Annotated in this window: 12 protein-coding genes; 6 read left to right on the top strand and 6 right to left on the bottom strand. The window is 71.4% G+C overall.

Annotated features, from left to right (window positions below):
* Window positions 1-41: 41 nt before the first annotated feature.
* From dnaG to JEQ17_RS31605, 4 genes are all read right to left on the bottom strand, one after another.
* The gene (dnaG, locus tag JEQ17_RS31620; protein ID WP_200398313.1) at window positions 42-1940 is read right to left on the bottom strand and encodes a DNA primase; all 1899 of its coding nucleotides are present in this window, start codon (window positions 1938-1940) and stop codon (window positions 42-44) included.
* Window positions 1941-1986: 46 nt separating this feature from the next.
* Window positions 1987-3252: an NAD(P)/FAD-dependent oxidoreductase gene (locus JEQ17_RS31615; protein WP_200398312.1), complete on the bottom strand. Its 1266-nt coding sequence runs from the start codon at window positions 3250-3252 to the stop codon at window positions 1987-1989.
* Between the two features lie 121 nt (window positions 3253-3373).
* Window positions 3374-4759, bottom strand: a complete 1386-nt coding sequence (locus JEQ17_RS31610; protein ID WP_200398311.1) for a deoxyguanosinetriphosphate triphosphohydrolase — start codon at window positions 4757-4759, stop codon at window positions 3374-3376.
* Window positions 4760-4982: 223 nt separating this feature from the next.
* On the bottom strand, window positions 4983-5882 hold the full coding sequence (locus tag JEQ17_RS31605) for a sirohydrochlorin chelatase (RefSeq protein WP_200398310.1): 900 nt from the start codon (window positions 5880-5882) through the stop codon (window positions 4983-4985).
* A 210-nt stretch (window positions 5883-6092) separates the two neighbouring features.
* On the opposite strand from JEQ17_RS31605, the gene JEQ17_RS31600 reads away from it, so the two are divergent.
* The 4 genes from JEQ17_RS31600 (at window position 6093) to JEQ17_RS31585 (ending at window position 11450) form a co-directional block, all read left to right on the top strand.
* Window positions 6093-6812, top strand: coding sequence for a SanA/YdcF family protein (locus JEQ17_RS31600; RefSeq protein ID WP_200398309.1), 720 nt, complete (start codon window positions 6093-6095; stop codon window positions 6810-6812).
* A gap of 157 nt (window positions 6813-6969) precedes the next feature.
* Window positions 6970-7263: a hypothetical protein gene (locus JEQ17_RS31595; protein ID WP_200398308.1), complete on the top strand. Its 294-nt coding sequence runs from the start codon at window positions 6970-6972 to the stop codon at window positions 7261-7263.
* A gap of 142 nt (window positions 7264-7405) precedes the next feature.
* Entirely contained in the window at window positions 7406-9631 is a 2226-nt protein-coding gene (locus JEQ17_RS31590) for a molybdopterin oxidoreductase family protein (RefSeq protein ID WP_200398307.1), read from the top strand.
* Between the two features lie 130 nt (window positions 9632-9761).
* The gene (locus tag JEQ17_RS31585) at window positions 9762-11450 is read left to right on the top strand and encodes a SpoIIE family protein phosphatase (RefSeq protein WP_200398306.1); all 1689 of its coding nucleotides are present in this window, start codon (window positions 9762-9764) and stop codon (window positions 11448-11450) included.
* Between the two features lie 163 nt (window positions 11451-11613).
* Here the strand turns inward: JEQ17_RS31585 and JEQ17_RS31580 are convergent, their stop codons facing one another.
* Window positions 11614-12027: a gamma-glutamylcyclotransferase family protein gene (locus tag JEQ17_RS31580; protein WP_200398305.1), complete on the bottom strand. Its 414-nt coding sequence runs from the start codon at window positions 12025-12027 to the stop codon at window positions 11614-11616.
* Window positions 12028-12272: 245 nt separating this feature from the next.
* On the opposite strand from JEQ17_RS31580, the gene JEQ17_RS31575 reads away from it, so the two are divergent.
* Both JEQ17_RS31575 and JEQ17_RS31570 read left to right on the top strand, forming a co-directional pair.
* Window positions 12273-13916 carry a M4 family metallopeptidase gene (locus JEQ17_RS31575; protein ID WP_200398304.1) on the top strand — a complete coding sequence of 548 codons (1644 nt, stop codon included), beginning with the start codon at window positions 12273-12275 and terminating at the stop codon, window positions 13914-13916.
* A 319-nt stretch (window positions 13917-14235) separates the two neighbouring features.
* Window positions 14236-14664 carry a VOC family protein gene (locus JEQ17_RS31570; protein WP_200398303.1) on the top strand — a complete coding sequence of 143 codons (429 nt, stop codon included), beginning with the start codon at window positions 14236-14238 and terminating at the stop codon, window positions 14662-14664.
* A 13-nt stretch (window positions 14665-14677) separates the two neighbouring features.
* Here JEQ17_RS31570 and JEQ17_RS31565 read toward each other — a convergent pair whose 3' ends face one another.
* A complete protein-coding gene (locus JEQ17_RS31565) occupies window positions 14678-16447 on the bottom strand; it encodes a VWA domain-containing protein (protein ID WP_234048450.1) in 1770 nt (589 codons plus the stop codon).
* Window positions 16448-16472: the final 25 nt, after the last annotated feature.

Raw genomic sequence — 16472 nt, 5'->3', positions numbered from 1 at the left:
AGCGCGGGTCCGGCCGTCTCGAAGCGCGGGCCCGACCCGTGTCAGAGCGCGCCCGCGCCCTTCTCGCGCAGGGCCTGGTCGTACTGCTGGAGCACCCACAACTCGTTCTGTACGGCGGCCAGCTGGGCCGGGTCTCCCTGGGCGCTGGCGCGGGCGAGGGCGCCCTGGACGTCCCGGACGCGGCGCTCCACGGCGCGGCGGCGGACGGTGACCAGCTGCTCGCCCGCGTACAGTTCGTCGACCGTGCGACGCATGATGGCTTCGACTGCCAACTCCGTGACCATCGCGCGGACCGAGTCGTCCGGGGCCGCCTCACGGGCCTTAACTAGGTAATCCTGAGGATCTTGGACACCGTACTCGGCTCCGCCCGCCTCGATGATCACCTGGCGTACGGCAGCGTAGGGCGGCGCAGTGAATTCGTCAGCTTCGAACGCGTCGAAGGCCGGAGAGACCAGCTCCGGGCGTTGGAGCGCCAGTTTGAGGAGTTCACGCTCCGTCTTATGTGCGGGATTACGCAAGGTCAAAGGAGGACCCCCGAATGCTCTCGATGGAGCTGCCTCGGCCTGAGGGGAACGTGTAGGCGTGGGTACGGGGCCCTGACCGCCACCGCCACTACGCCGATGGAGGTAGCCGACACGATCCACCACGAACTCCTGGTCCAGGATGCCGACCAGGCCAGCGAGTTCCACAGCCATCTCGCGCCGCGCGGTGCGCTCCTTGATCCGGGCGGCCACGGGGGCTGCCTCGTCCAGGGCAGCCGCTCGACCTCCCGGAGTCTCCAGGTCGTAGCGCTGCACGATCTGTTGCAGTGCGAACTTGAACAGAGGTGTGTGCGGCTGGACCAACTCCGCCACTGCCTCGTCGCCCTTCGCCAGGCGCAGTTCGCACGGGTCCATGCCCTCCGGAGCGATCGCAATGTATGTCGAGGCAGCGAACTTCTGATCATCCTCAAACGCCCGCAGTGCCGCCTTCTGACCCGCTGCATCGCCGTCGAACGTGAAGATGACACGCGCCGTGCCGTTGTCCATCAGCAATCGTCGGAGGATCTTGATGTGGTCGCCGCCGAAGGCCGTGCCGCAGGTCGCGATGGCCGTGGTGATGCCGGCGAGATGGCAGGCCATCACGTCCGTGTAGCCCTCGACCACGACCGCCCGGCTGCTCTTGGCGATGTCCTTCTTGGCGAGGTCGATGCCGTACAGGACCTGGGACTTGCGGTAGATCGGCGTGTCGGGCGTGTTCAGGTACTTCGGGCCGTTGTCCGACTCGTACAGCTTTCGGGCGCCGAAGCCGACGACCTCGCCGCCGATGTCGCGGATCGGCCACATGAGACGGCCGCGGAAGCGGTCGATGGGGCCGCGGCGGCCCTCCTGGGAGAGGCCGGAGAGGAGGATCTCCTTGTCGGAGAAGCCCTTGCCGCGGAGGTAGCGCGTGAGGTGGTCCCAGCCCTGGGGGCTGTAGCCGACGCCGAAGTGGGTGGCCGCCGCCTGGTCGAAACCGCGCTCGGCGAGGAACTTGCGGCCGGTGTCGGCCTCGGAGCCGGTGTCGAGCTGCTCGATGTAGAACTGGGCGGCGATCTTGTGGGCCTCGACCAGGCGGATGCGCTCGCCGCGCTGGTGGGAGGGGTTGTAGCCGCCCTCCTCGTACCGCAGGGTGATGCCCGCCTGGGCGGCGAGGCGCTCGACCGACTCCGAGAAGGTGAGGTGGTCGACCTTCATCACGAACGTGATGGTGTCGCCGCCCTCCTGGCAGCCGAAGCAGTGGAAGAGCCCCTTGCTCGGGCTGACCTGGAAGGAGGGCGACTTCTCGTCGTGGAAGGGGCAGAGACCCTTGAGGTTTCCGCCGCCCGCGTTGCGCAGCTGGAGGTACTCCGAGACCACGGCGTCGATCGGGACCGCGTCCCGAACAGCCTTCACGTCCTCGTCGTTGATCCTTCCAGCCACGCATGGATTCTACGGGGACGGTGTGACAGTCGAGCGCCGCCGTCGGTCATGAGACCAGACTGTCCAGCGGAACGTGCGGGTCCGCGAGTGCCTCGGAGTCCACCTGGGTCCGGGTCCGGATCAGTTGTTGGATCGGGTCCGTGACGTCCCACACATTCACGTTCATCCCGGCCAGCACCCGTCCCTCCTTCACCCAGAAGGCGATGAACTCGCGCTTGCCCGCGTCTCCCCGGATCACCACTTGGTCGTACGTGCCCGGGGGCGCCCAGCCCGAGTACTCGAGCCCTACGTCGTACTGGTCGGAGAAGAAATAGGGCACCCTGTCGTACGTCAGCTCGCGGCCCAGCATCGCGCGGGCCGCCGCCGGGCCGCCGTTCAGGGCGTTCGCCCAGTGCTCGACGCGCAGGCGGGTGTCGAACAGCGCGTGGTGGAAGGCGGCCACGTCACCGGCCGCGTAGATGTCGGGGTCGGAGGTGCGCAGCTGCTCGTCGACCGCGATGCCGCCACCCTGCGCGCGGTCGACCATCGTGAGGCCGGCGGCCTCGGCGAGGCCGGTGCGCGGGGCGGCGCCGATGGCGGCCAGGACGTCGTGCGCGGGGTGCTCCTCGCCGTCGTCCGTGCGGGCCGCCAGGACCATGCCGTCCTGGCCGGTGATCTCGGTGAGCCGGGCGCCGAAGTGGAAGCGGACGCCGTGCTCGCGGTGCAGCTCGGCGAAGAGCTCGCCGAGCTCGGGGCCGAGGACCGAGTGCAGCGGGGTCGGCCCGGGCTCGACGACGGTGACCTCGGCGCCGTACTCACGGGCGGCCGCGGCGACTTCCAGGCCGATCCAGCCCGCGCCCGCGATGACGAGGTGGCCGTTGTCCCGGCCCAGGGCGGTCAGTACGTGCTTGAGGCGCTCCGCGTGGGCGAGGCGCCGCAGGTGGTGGACGCCCGCGAGATCGGTGCCCGGGATGTCGAGGCGGCGCGGTTCGGAGCCGGTCACGAGCAGCAGCTTGTCGTAGTGGACGAGTGTGCCGTCGTCACCGAAGCGGACGGTCTTCGCGGTCCGGTCGATGGCGTCGACGGTCTGGCCGAGGTGCAGCTCGACGTCGTTTCGCGCGTACCAGGCGGGCTCGTGGACGAAGACGCTGTCGCGCTCCTCCTTGCCGAGCAGATAGCCCTTGGACAGCGGCGGACGTTCGTACGGGTGGTCGCGTTCGTCGCAGATCAGTATCACGCGGCCGGTGAAGCCCTCCGCCCGGAGCGTCTCGGCCGCCTTCGCGCCGGCCAGCCCGCCTCCGACGATGACGAATGTCTGATCTGCGTCGACCACTTGATGCCTCCTCGTAAGGATGTCGCCATATGCGAGCGTCCCGCACGGAGCGTGATGGGGGAAGAGGGAGTGGCCCGATCAGGCCACGCAGGGTCACGCCCTCCCCGTCCGGACGCCACAGCTACCCCGTGAGCCTCGCATGCAGTGATCGCGCGGAGGCGTCCGTCAGGGACGCGATCTGGTCGACGATCACCCGCTTGCGGGCACGGTCGTCCGACGCCTGGTCGAACAGGGCTCGAAACTGCGGGTCCAGGCCGTCCGGCGCGCGGGCGGTGAGTGCGTGAGCGAGTTCGGCGACGACGATCCGCTGGTCGGCGCGGAGCCGCTCCTGCTCGGCGCGCTGCATGACGTACCGGTCGGCGACGGCCTTGAGGACCGCGCACTCCAGCCGGGCCGCTCGCGGGACGACCAGTTCGGCCGTGTACCGCGTGAGCCGACCTGTCCCGTACGCCGTGCGCGTGGCGCCCTCCGCGGCGAGGCAGAACCGGCCGATGAGCTGGCTGGTGGCGTCCTTCAGCCGGGCCTGCGCGACCGCCGAGCCGTCGTAGCCGTGCGGCCACCACTCCTGGTCCAGGAGGCGGTCGAGGGCTTCGGCGAGCTCGGCGGGGTCGGTGTCCACCGGGACGTACCGCCCGACGGCGACCGCGAAGATCTCCTGCCGCTCGGGCTCCGCGTGCAGGCAGTTGGGGTCGATGTGGCCCGCGTGCAGGCCGTCCTCGACGTCGTGCACGGAGTACGCCACGTCGTCCGCCCAGTCCATGACCTGCGCCTCGAAGGTGGTGCGGGTGCCGGGGGCGCCCTCGCGGATCCAGTCGAAGACGGGGCGGTCGTCGTCGTAGACACCGAACTTCGGGGACTTCGGGTCGGTCGGGTGGGCGCCTCGCGGCCAGGGGTACTTGGTGGCGGCGTCCAGAGTGGCGCGGGTGAGGTTGAGGCCGACGCTGACGAGGTCGCCGCCGCCCGCCGTGATGGGGGTGCCCCCGCGCGAGCCGCGTTCGAGCGCGGGGGAGGCCGATGGCATGGTCTCGCTTCTCACGAAGCGCTTCGGCTCGATGCGGGTGAGCAGTCTGAGCGACTGCGCGTTGCCCTCGAAGCCGCCGCAGTCCTCCGCGAACTCGTTCAGTGCCTGCTCTCCGTTGTGCCCGAAGGGCGGGTGGCCCAGGTCGTGGGAGAGACAGGACGCCTCGACGAGGTCGGGGTCGCAGCCGAGGGCGGCGCCCAGCTCGCGGCCGACCTGGGCGCACTCCAGGGAGTGGGTCAGGCGGGTGCGGGGGCTCGCGTCCCAGACCTGGCTCCTGGTGCCGGGCGTGACGACCTGCGTCTTGCCTGCGAGGCGGCGCAGGGCCGAGGAGTGCAGGACGCGGGCGCGGTCGCGCTGGAAGGCGGTGCGGCCGGGGCGTTTGTCGGGCTCTGTGGCCCAACGCTCCACTGACGTGGGGTCGTAGCCGGGGGGTGCGATGTGGTGCTCGTGCGGGTTTTGGGTGGTGTCGGTGCTGGTGCCTTCCATGTCCTGAACAGTAAGCGGAGCGGCTGACAATTGGGGCGGGGGTGTTTGCGCCTGCGCGTCTGCCGGGGGTTGTCCGTTTGCGGCTGCGGGTTGAGTTGGGCTGGTCGCGCAGTTCCCCGCGCCCCTAAAAGCATCGGCGCCGACTGCGCCCCGAAGGGGCGCGGGGAACTGCGCGACCAGCCACAACTGACTCGCAGTCGACACACCGCGCCAAGCGGAGCGCCTACGCCGAGGCCAGTGCCCGTTCCGGGGTGGCCGGGGTCGCCAGGGTCTGGTCGTAGCGGTGGAGGATCAGGCGGGCCATCGACGGGTGGGCGCCCAGGGGGGCCGACGCGATCCAGGGGGCGGCCGCCGCGCACTCGGTGGAGAAGCGGCCGGGGGCCGTGAAGTAGGAGGCGACGGCGACGCGGTGACGGCCCCGGGCGGCGAGGGCGCGTACGGCCGCGGGGACGGTGGGAGCCGCGGCGGAGGCGTACGCGGGGACGACGGGGACGCCGAGCCGCTCGGCCAGGAGGCCCGCGGTGCGGCGGGTGTCGACGGCCGCGTCGGGGTCGCGGGAACCGGCGGCGGCGAGCACGACCCCGCTCCCCCGGCGCTCCGTCTCGTCCCTCGGTGCCCGCCAGCCGGCCTCCGTCAGGCGTTCGTACAGCGTCTCCACGAGCAGCGGGTGCGGGCCGAGCGGCGCGGCGACCCGGGTGTGCGCCCGCGCGGCGGCCGCGGCCTCGGGGATGTCCTGCTTGACGTGGTAGCCGCGGCTGAGCAGCAGCGGTACGAGGACGGCGTCGCCGGTGCCGAGGCCCGCGAGCGTGTCGGGCAGCAGGGGCTCGTTCAGCTCGATGTGTCCCAGGTGCACGGGCAGGCCGGGGCGCAGGTCGCGGATCCGGTCCAGGAGGGTCCGGACGGTGCTCAGGGCGCGCGGGTCGCGGCTGCCGTGGCCCACGAGGACGAGCGCGGGCGGGGCGGGGCGCCGGGTGCCGTCGAGGGACACGAGGCTGAGCTGGCTGCCGAGCTGACTGCTGATCCGGTTCATGAGTTGCGCCGTACTGTCGAGGTGGGCGCCACGCGGCGGCTGGCCGCCGGGGCGGGGCTTGGACTCGTCGCGAGGAGGGTTCGACGCCGTCATGCACCGATGGTGCGGGTCGGAGGTTGCCTCCCCGTTGCGTGGGAATGACGGGTGTTTTCCGGGGGTTCACGGTGGGGTGTACGGGGTCTGTGAGGCGCGGTGACCTGCGGTTGCGGCTCCCCGCGTGAAGCTGGTCACCGTGTGCCGGGCGAACCGGATCACCGTAATCGGCGTCCTCAGGGTCGAGGCCACCTGGGGAGGGACCGCCCGATGCGTCGTCCGAAGCTGCCGCGGCCACGACTGCCGAGACCGCGCCTGCCGCGACTACGCCTGCCGCGCACCCGGACGGGGCAGCGCCGGGCCGTGCAGGCCGTGATGGCCGGGTGTGTCCTCGCGCTGCTCCCGTCGACGTGGATGTACGTGGTCACGGGCGACCGGCTGCGGACCACGGCGGACGTGCCGCGCACCGAGGTGGCGGTCGTCTTCGGGGCGGGGCTGTGGCGCGGTGAGCCGTCGCCGTATCTCGCGCACCGGCTGGACGCGGCGGCCGAGCTGTACCGGGACGGACGCGTGGAGGTGGTTCTGGTCACCGGCGACAACAGCCGCGAGGACTACGACGAGCCGGACGCCATGCGCACGTATCTCACGGATCGTGGCGTGCCCGACGCGCGGATCGTCAGCGACTACGCGGGCTTCGACACCTGGGACTCCTGCGTTCGCGCCAAGAAGATCTTCGGCGTCGACAAGGCCGTGCTGATCAGCCAGGGCTTCCACATCCGGCGGGCGGTCGCGCTCTGCGAGGAGGCGGGCGTCACGTCGTACGGGGTCGGGGTGGACGCCGTGCACGACGCGACCTGGTACTACGGGGGCGCCCGGGAGGTCCTCGCGGCGGGGAAGGCACTCCTGGACGCGGTCTTCGAGCCGGATCCCCACTTCCTCGGGCCCCAAGAGCCGGGCGTGGAACGGGCGTTGGCGGCGGGTGGCCGATAGTCGACGAGACGCAGATCACGTGGGCCGCCTGGTTTGACGCGGACCGCTCACCCTGCCGCGTGAAACCGATTCCGCAGCACTCTGTAGTCAACTGATTACGGATAGTGTCTTTTTCAGGGGCTCGGATCCGAACCGGGCCCACGAGAAAGGACACATGATGACTGGTCTGCGTACCGCCTTCGTCGCCGCCATGGCGGCCGCGCTGTTCTCGGTTCCGGCCGCCATGACAACCGCCGTGGCGGACGATGACGCCGCGAAGGAGCCGGGATGCGCCAAGCTCGGTGCCTACGGCGACGGTTGGGCCGACATCCACAACGTGTGCAACTACACGATCAAGGCCACTGTCGAAGTCGACGGCTTCGACCCGGGCTGTATCCAGATCGGCCCCGGCGGGGTCGGACGCATCGGTCTGGACCCGGGCGACGTCCCGTACTACGCGTACGTGTGCTGAACCAGCGGCTGAGTGAGCGCTGCTCCTGAGCGGGCCGGCGGGACGTCCTCACGTCCCGCCGATCCCGGCGGGGAGGTCCCCGTGCCTGCCGTGTAACGGGGAGCGTCGCGCCGCGAAACACGGCCGACGCACGCTGACCGGTATGCAGACCACCGCCACGCCCACCCACTGCCCGTACTGCGCGTTGCAGTGCGGCATGAATCTGACGCCCACGCCGGACGGCGGCGGCAGTCCGGTCGAGGTGACGGAGCGCCCGGACTTCCCGGTGAACCGGGGCGCCCTGTGCGGCAAGGGCCGTACGGCGCCCGCACTGCTCTCCCCCGGCGTGCGGCTGACCTCGCCCCTGATCCGCAGGGCGGGAGTGCTGGAGCCGGCCGGCTGGGACGAGGCGCTCGACCGGATCGCCGAGGAGCTGGCCCGCACGCGCACGGAGCACGGCCCGGACGCGTGCGGGGTGTTCGGCGGGGGCGGGCTGACCAACGAGAAGGCGTACACGCTCGGGAAGTTCGCCCGGGTCGTGCTCGGCACCTCGCAGATCGACTACAACGGCCGCTTCTGCATGTCCTCGGCGGCGGCCGGTGGCATCAAGGCCTTCGGCCTGGACCGGGGGCTGCCCTTCCCCCTGGAGGACATCCCGAGGACGGGGTGCGTCGTCCTGGTCGGTTCCAACCTCGCCGAGACCATGCCGCCGGCGCTCCGCTATCTCACCGAACTCAAGCAGAACGGCGGCACGTTGGTCGTCATCGACCCGCGCCGCACCCGGACCGCCGAGCAGGCGGACCTGCACCTCGCGCCCCGCCCCGGCACCGATCTCGCCCTGGCCCTGGGGCTGTTGCACCTGGTGGTGGCGGAGGGGCGTACGGACGAGGCGTACATCCAGGAGCGCACCAGCGGCTGGGAGGAGGCGCGGGCCGCCGCGATGGCGCACTGGCCGGAGTACGTGGAGCGGATCACGGGCGTCTCCGTCCCCCAACTCCGGGAGACGGTACGGATGTTCTGCGAGCCGGAGTCCGCGATGGTGCTCACCGCGCGCGGGCCCGAGCAGCACTCCAAGGGCACGGACACCGTCGGCGCGTGGATCAACCTCTGCCTGGCGACCGGGCGTCCGGGGCGGCCCTTCTCCGGGTACGGCTGTCTCACCGGGCAGGGCAACGGGCAGGGCGGGCGTGAACACGGCCAGAAGGCCGACCAGTTGCCCGGCTACCGCAAGCTCGACGATCCCGCGGCCCGCCGTCACGTCGCCGAGGTCTGGGGCGTCGACCCCGACTCGCTGCCGGGGCCCGGCCGCAGCGCGTACGAGCTGCTCGATGCCATGGGTACGGACATCCGCGCGCTGCTGCTGATGGCGTCGAACCCGGTGGTGTCCGCGCCTCGGGCGGCCCATGTCGAGGAGCGGCTGAAGTCCCTCGACTTCCTCGCGGTCGCCGATGTGGTGCTGTCCGAGACGGCCGAGCTCGCGGACGTCGTCCTGCCCGTCACCCAGTGGGCCGAGGAGAGCGGCACGACGACCAACCTGGAGGGGCGGGTCCTGCTGCGCAGGCAGGCGATCACTCCTCCGGAGGGCGTCCACAGCGATCTGCACGTCATGCACGAACTCGCCGACCGGCTGGGCGTGGAGAAGGGCTTCCCCACCGACCCGGAGGAGGTCTTCGAGGAACTGCGCCGGGCCAGCGCGGGCGGGCCCGCCGACTACTCGGGCATCACGTATCGGCGTCTGGCGGAGGAGAACGGGGTTTTCTGGCCGTGTCCGGCGGACGGCTCGGCGGACAGCTCGGCGGAGGGTTCCGGGAGCGGCTCAGTGGATGGCTCCGCGGGTGGATCAACGAGTGGCTCCGCGGGTGGCTCCGCGGGTGGCTCCGCCGAGGATCGGGAGGGTGGGGTCCAGGAACCGGGTGCTCATCCTGGTACGCCGCGACTCTTTCTCGATCGGTTCGCCACCCCCGACGGGCGTGCGCGGTTCGTCGCCGTGAACCATCGGCCGTTGGCGGAGGAGCCGGACGAGGAGTATCCGGTGCTGCTGACCACCGGGCGGGTGGTCTCGCAGTACCAGTCCGGTGCGCAGACCCGGCGGGTCGACGAGCTGAACGCCGCCGCGCCCGGTTCGTTCGTGGAGTTGCATCCTCGGCTGGCCGAGCGGGTCGGGGCCGTGGAGGGGGAGCCACTGGCCGTGGTGTCCCGGCGTGGACGTGCCGTCGCGCCCGCGCGGATCACCACCTCCATTCGGCCCGACACCGTGTTCATGCCGTTCCACTGGCCGGGCGAGGGGCGGGCCAACACGTTGACCAATCCGGCGCTCGACCCGACGTCGCGGATGCCGGAGTTCAAGGCCTGTGCGGTGCGGGTGGAGAGGGTGGAGGGGGTGGGCTGAGCTTGTAGGTCGGGTGCGGGTTCGTCGTGACCGAGCGCGCAGTTCCCCGCGCCCCTGACGGGGCACAGGTCATGCCGCCCCGGGGTATCTCCGACGTGCGCGGGTGTCCGCCTCGGTTCAGGATGGGGGCATGGACCGCCTGGGTGACGGACTGTTGCTGGGGGTGCTGGACGCGACCCCCGCCTGTGTCGGCATCCTCGATCCCGAACTCCGCTATCTGTACGTCAACCCGGCGCTGGCCCGACTCAGCGGGAAGCCGGCCCATGAACACCTGGGCCGGGCCGTCGAGGAGGTACTTCCGTTCACCGGCCGAGGCAAGGGCGTACTGCGTGAGGTGCTCGCCGACGGGCGCTCCCGCGAGGGCATCAACGACGGCGTGACGCTCTCCGGGGCGGGCCTGGAACACCACAGCTGGCGCGGCGCGTACCACCGGCTCGAGGCCGACGGGGACGTCGTGGGCGTGGCCGTGGTCATCATGGTGATCAACGGCGTACGGCATCAGCACCGGGAGCTGGAGCGGGTACGGAAACGGCTGGCGCTGCTGGACCGCGCCGCCACCCGCATCGGCACCACGCTCCGCGTCGACGACACCTGCGCCGAGCTGGCCGACTTCCTCTCCTCGGAGCTCGCCGACATGGCCGCGGTGATGATGTACCCGGCCCCGCACGGCTCGGAGCACCTCCCCGAACACCGTCCGCCGCCCGAGCGGCACGGTCCGATCCTGCTGCGTATGGCGGGGGTCGCGGCCGTGCCCCATCTCCAGGACTATCTGGTGGAGATCAGCGCGATCGTGGGCGAACAGCTGCGCTACCGGCACGGGTCGAGCGTCCAGCGCTGTCTGGCGGGCGGCCGTCCGGTGGTGGAGAACCAGCTCAGCGCCGAGGAACTGAGCCGTTCCATACCGGACATGGAGCATTTTCCGGCCCATCGTGCGGTCGGCGTCCACTCCGACCTCGTCGTGCCGCTGACCGCCCGCGGCAATCTGATGGGAGTGGTCGTGCTCGTCAGGGTCGGGGACTCGCCGCCCTTCGAGCACCAGGACGTGGTGATGGCCCAGGACCTGGTGGGGCGCGCCGCGATCGGCCTCGACAACGCCCGCCGCTATGCCCGTGAGCACGGCATCGCGGTGGAACTGCAACGCGCGCTGCTCACCGAAGGGCTGTGCCCCCACCCCGGGATCGAGGTGGCCACGCGCTATCTGCCCGCAGGGGACAGCGCGTTGGTGGGCGGTGACTGGTACGACGTCATACCGATGCCCCGGCGTCGCACGCTGCTCGCCATGGGCGATGTGATGGGCCACGGCGTCGAGGCCGCCGTGGCCATGAGCCACTACCGGGCCATGCTGCGCGTCGTGGCCGCCGAGGACCTGCCGCCGCACACCGTGCTGGAACACCTCGACGAACTGATCACCCGCTCCGGCACCGACCGTCCCGCCACCTGTCTGCTCGTCCTGGCCGATCCGCCGAGCGGTGAGTGCCTGTACACCAGCGCCGGCCATCTGCCGCCCGCGATCCTGGACGCCGACGACAGGGTGAGCCTGTTCCCCGTCCCGGTGGGCCCGCCCCTGGGCACCGGGTTCGGCGGCTACGAGACGGTCACCGGCTGCTGCGCTCCCGACCGGACCCTGCTCCTCTACACCGACGGCCTGGTGGAGCGCCGGGAACAGGACGTCGACGAGTGGCTGGGCCGCCTCACCCGCCAGCGCCTCCCCAGCAGCCGCTCACTCGAAGACCAGCTGGCCGTCCTCCTGGCCGGTCTCGTCCCGGGCGGCACGGCGGAGGACGATGTGGCGGTACTGGCGGCACGGCTGCGTCCCTAGGGTCCGGCGCCCGGATCGGTCCCTGGAGGCCGACGCCGTGTTCCGTTCTGGAGACCGGCGCGCAGCTCCGTCCCTGGAGGCCGACGCCGTGTTCCGTTCTGGAGACCGGCGCCCGGACTGCTGAGTCCGGGGGCGGTTCGGGCGGCCGCGTCCGGCCGGGGCCTCAGCGTGTCCGCCAGTCGCCCCCGTCGATGCGCCTGCCCCGCGCCCGCAGCGCTGCCGCAACCGTGGGGGCCGCCACGTACACCCAGGCCCGTACGTCCGTGCCGTCCTCGCGGGTCACCTCTCTGGCCACGCGCTCGTAGAGGTTGCCGGGGTCGCCCGGTGCGTACTCCTCCAACCGGTCGAGGACGCCCAGGAGTTGGCCGTACTGGTCGGGGTCGGCCGTGACCAGCTCCCCGCACACCACGCCGCCGGGTTCCTCGACGGCGTACGGATAGCCCGGACCGTCGTAGAGCACCGCGCCGGTGAGCCGCCCCGGCACCTCCGAGCGCGTACGGCCGCGCAGGAAGAGGTCGTGGTTGTGCTCGCCGGGGCGCAGGGTCCCGTAGACGAAGAAGGGCAGTCGGCCGCTCACCCGGTGGTCTCCTCTCCCCGGTGTCTCCGGGCTTGCTCTCCCCGGTCTCTCCGGGCTTGCTCCCACCGGGCTCTCCCGGCGTGCCCGGACCTTTGCAGAAACGATTCTCACCCCTCACACATCCCCCGGCAGTCCGCTATGGACATGCCAGGTCCGGGCCACCTAGAACTGTGCGGACACCCCCCACCAGCCACTCCCCACTCCCCCCACCACCACGCGTTTCGCGTGCCTTCCCGAGGAGTTCGATGAGTCGGACACGGCACATCCGAGGCTCGCGCCTCGCCACCGTCGGTATATCGGCGGCGGCCACCACTCTGCTGGCGGGGGCGCTGGCCCCGAGCGCGGTGACGGCCGACGGACCGACCCGGGACACCGTCCTCGGCAACGCGGCGGCGGTGCTCGCCGACCAGGCCGCCCGACTGGGCCTCACCTCCGCACAGGACACCGAGGCCCGTGACGTGGTCGTCGACGCGGACGGCACACAGCATGTGCGCTACGACCGGACGTACCGCCAACTCCCCGTGCTGGGCGGCGACTTCGTGGTCCACCTGACGGCGGACGGCGACTACCGGGCCGCCGACCGGGCCACCACGCGTCCGCTCTCCCTCGCGAGCATCACACCCTCGGTGTCCGCCCCGAAGGCCGCCGACCTGGCCGCCGCGGCACTGCGCCTGGCGAACGTCGGCGAGACGCTTCGCAGGATAACGGCCAAGCCCCAGTTGGTCGTTGACGCCCTGCACGGCACTCCCAGGCTGGCCTGGCGCACCGAGGCCGGGGGCAAGGACTCGCTCGGCAACCCCGTCGCCCGCGTGGTCCTCACCGACGCGGTGACCGGCAAGCAGATCGACGCCTGGGACAGCATCGAGACGGCGACCGGTGACGGCCGCTCCCTCTACAGCGGCAAGGTCCCGCTGGAGACGACACGGTCCGGTTCGACGTACCAACTCTCCGACCCCACACGGGGAAACACGTACACGGGCGACACGAAGAACAAGACGGACTCCTGCATCCTCATCATCTGCTACCAGCGTGCTCCCGCGCCCGTTCTCACCGACACCGACAACCACTGGGGAACCGGGGCGACTTCGAGCCGTGCCTCGGCGGCGGTGGACGCGCAGTACGGCACCGACACCACCTGGGACTACTACAAAAACGTCCACGGGCGCACCGGTATCGCGGGCGACGGCAAGGGCTCGTACAACCGGGTGCACTACGGCAGCGCGTACAACAACGCGTTCTGGGACGACAGTTGCTTCTGCATGACGTACGGGGACGGTGACGGGAAGACCTTCGGGCCGCTGGTGTCCCTGGACGTGGCCGGGCACGAGATGTCGCACGGCGTGACGTCCAAGACGGCGGCGCTGACGTACTCGGGCGAGCCCGGCGGTCTGAACGAGGCGACGTCGGACATCTTCGGCACGCTGGTGGAGTTCTACGCCAAGAACCCCGCCGACCCCGGGGACTGGCGGATCGGCGAGAAGATCGTGAAGTCCGGCTTCGGCCGCTCCGCCCTGCGCTACATGGACCAGCCCTCCAAGGACGGCAACTCCGCGGACTGCTGGACCTCCGCGGTCGGTGACCTGGACGTCCACTACTCCTCGGGCGTGGCCAACCACTTCGCGTACCTGCTCGCGGAGGGCAGCGGCCCGAAGACCATCGGCGGCGTCGCCCACAACGGCACGACGTGCAACGGCGCGAAGGTGACCGGCATCGGCAAGGCCAAGCTCGGCGCGATCTGGTACCGGGCACTGACGGTCTACATGACGTCGTCGACGAAGTACGCGGGCGCGCGGGTCGCCACGCTGAGCGCGGCGAAGGATCTGTACGGGGCGGGAAGTGCGGAGTACCGGGCGGTGGGGGCGGCCTGGTCGGCGGTGTCCGTGAACTGACACCGGGCCCGTGGAGCGGGGCGGGGCGAGGCAGCGCGGTAAGAGGTGGGAGCCCCCTGTGGCTCGGACGAGAAACCGCGTTGCCCCGCCCCCGGCCCGACACTAAGGTCGGTCGGGTGACTGCCGGGTCGGCCTTGAGCCATGCACGAGTGGGGTTCCCGGCCTCGGCGTGAGCGCGAGGCGGGCCAGAGCCCCGCCCTTTCTCCGTGTCTTTGCAGCAGCCGCGCCGCCCAGGCGTGCGCCATGTCCCTGAGCGTCCATGGGCCAGTTCACACGCGCCCTTCGACGCGCACTCAAAAGACCCGGAGACACCTCACCGATGTCACATGCCCAGCGGCACCCGAACACCTCCGAACTGCCCACGACCACAGTCCAGTTGAACCACACCGTCGTCCACGCGACGGACCGGCACCTGTCGGCGGAGTTCCTCGCCGCGGTCCTGGAGCTGAAGGTCGGCGCCCCCTTCGGGCCCTTCCTGCCCATCGACCTCGGCAACGGCGTGACCCTCGACTACTACGCGTTCAGGGACGGGCCCATCCAGCCCCAGCACTACGCGTTCCTCGTGCCCGACACCCGCTTCGACGCCATGATCGCCCGCCTGGATGTCCTCGGCGTCACGTACTACGCGGACCCGAGCCACACCGAACCCGGCCGGACGAACGACCTGTTCGGCGGCCGTGGCGCCTACTTCGCCGACCCGGACGGCCACAACATGGAGATCATGACCCGGCCGTACGCCCGTCCCTGACGGCCAGAGAAGATCAGATCACGCGGAAGAGGTCGGCGGCGGCGTGGACGTCGGTGAGGTCCTCGACGGCGCGGAGGTTGTCGCACAGGGCGTCCAGGACCGAGTCGGCCTCCGCGACGCGCGGGGCGCCGATGGCCACGCCGAAGACCCGGAAGCCCAACCGGTGCTTGGCGTCGTTCCAGCCGCGCATCCACTCCTGGGTGACGCCGCAGTCGTCGTCGGTGAGCATCACGATGTCACCGCGCATACGGGCGGCGTCGTTGAACTCCTCCTCCAGCAGGCCGCCGGCCGCCGACAGCGGCCTCTGGTAGCTGGTGCCGCCGCCGAGGAAGGTCTCCGCGAAGTCGAGGACATGGGCGATGTCTGCGGGCCGGTCGGCCGGGAAGCGGAAGACCTTGAGCTTGTCGGCGGCGGAGAACAGGATGCCGACGAAGTCACGCCCCGCGTGGCGGGCCTGGTCGAGGAGTGCCAGGGCGCACGCCTTGGCCCAGGCCTCCCGGGTGATTCCGCCGGGCCCTGCCTCGTACATGGAGTGCGAGGTGTCCACGCACGCGATGATCGCGCCCCGGCCGGTGGTCTGCTCCCCCTGGCTGTCGTAGAGCATCAGCTCCCCGGCGGCGTAGCGCGCGGCGAACACCGCACGCAGGGCGGGCAGGCCGAGGTTGGCCAGCTCGGAGGGGATGACGCGGGAGAGGTCGTTGCCGAGCGTGACACCGACCAGCTCGCCGGTCGCGTTCTCCACCCTGCGGGCGCGCTCGCCGTCGGCCATCTGCCGGAAACGGCCGATGAGTTCGGCCCACTCGGCGAGACGGCTGGTGCGCAACCGCTCGGCGAGGCGGGCCCGTCGGTCGAACGGCATCCGCTCAAGTTCGCCGGGGCCGACGCCCCATGCCCGCATCAGCGCGGCCTCGGCGCGGGCGCCCTCAGCTGCCTTCGCCGCCGCGTGCCGCGCGGCTGCGCGGATACCGGGGGCTGCTGTGGTGAGGGCTTGTGCGGCGCTTTGGGCTGCTTGCCCCGCGGCGGCTTGGGCCGCCTCGGCGGCTTCGATCGTCCGTTGTACGGCGGCGGCGCCGTCCGGGGTCGGCGCGGCGCCGTCCTCGTCGGCCTCGGCGGCCCCGGCGGTCTCGGCGGTCTCGGCGGCTGCCTGCTGGAGTGCCTCGGCGACGGTGGTCGCCGCGCGTTCGGTGTCCTGCTGGGCTTCTCTCGCCTGCTCGGCCTTGTCCTGGGCGTCCCGGGTGGCCTCCAGCATCCGGCGCAGCGCGGTGGCCTGGGCGAGGACGGCCATGGCGGCGGCGTAGGGGTCGCCGGCCGTTTCCCGGCGCAGTTCGGCGAACTCCGGTGACTCCACCAGTGACGTGATGACCTGGTGGTTTACCAGCCGGGAGGCGTCCATCTCCGTGCGCTCGCGCAACCGCGGGTTGACCTTGTACGCGGCCAGGAACACGTCGGTCAGGAGGTCCGTGGTGTGGGTGGAGGGGCGGGCGGAGGGGCGGCCGTGGGCGTCTTGGCGGCTGCGGCCGTGGGCGTCCTGGTGCGTTCGGCCGTAGGCGTCCCGGTGAGTGTGGTCGTAGACGTCCCGGTGAGTGTGGTCGTACCGCTCGTTCAGTTCCTCGGCCAGTTCGCGCAGTGCGGCCGACTGCTCGTAGGTGTCGCGCCAGGTGATCCGGTCGAACCGGTCCGCGGCCACGGCCGCGGTGTGCCGCTGGGTAGCGGCGGCGGACAGGCTCAGCCACTTCCCGGCCCGGCGGGCCAGTTCGTCGAGCGTGCTCGGTGCCTCACCCATGGTCGTCCTGACCCCTCCCCCGGTG

It is taken from the genome of Streptomyces liliifuscus (assembly GCF_016598615.1).
GTDB classification, from domain to species: domain Bacteria; phylum Actinomycetota; class Actinomycetes; order Streptomycetales; family Streptomycetaceae; genus Streptomyces; species Streptomyces liliifuscus.
Note: the sequence above shows the minus strand (reverse complement) of the source record. Positions and strands in the feature narration are given on the sequence as shown.

Bases quoted from the DNA above. Each gene is read 5' to 3' on its own strand.
- JEQ17_RS31605 (WP_200398310.1), bottom strand. From the start codon at position 5,882: ATGACGGCGTCGAACCCTCCTCGCGACGAGTCCAAGCCCCGCCCCGGC.
- JEQ17_RS31565 (WP_234048450.1), bottom strand. From the start codon at position 16,447: ATGGGTGAGGCACCGAGCACGCTCGACGAACTGGCCCGCCGGGCCGGG.
- JEQ17_RS31575 (WP_200398304.1), top strand. From the start codon at position 12,273: ATGAGTCGGACACGGCACATCCGAGGCTCGCGCCTCGCCACCGTCGGT.
- JEQ17_RS31595 (WP_200398308.1), top strand. From the start codon at position 6,970: ATGACTGGTCTGCGTACCGCCTTCGTCGCCGCCATGGCGGCCGCGCTG.
- JEQ17_RS31600 (WP_200398309.1), top strand. From the start codon at position 6,093: ATGCGTCGTCCGAAGCTGCCGCGGCCACGACTGCCGAGACCGCGCCTG.
- JEQ17_RS31585 (WP_200398306.1), top strand. From the start codon at position 9,762: ATGGACCGCCTGGGTGACGGACTGTTGCTGGGGGTGCTGGACGCGACC.
- JEQ17_RS31570 (WP_200398303.1), top strand. From the start codon at position 14,236: ATGTCACATGCCCAGCGGCACCCGAACACCTCCGAACTGCCCACGACC.
- JEQ17_RS31610 (WP_200398311.1), bottom strand. From the start codon at position 4,759: ATGGAAGGCACCAGCACCGACACCACCCAAAACCCGCACGAGCACCAC.
- JEQ17_RS31590 (WP_200398307.1), top strand. From the start codon at position 7,406: ATGCAGACCACCGCCACGCCCACCCACTGCCCGTACTGCGCGTTGCAG.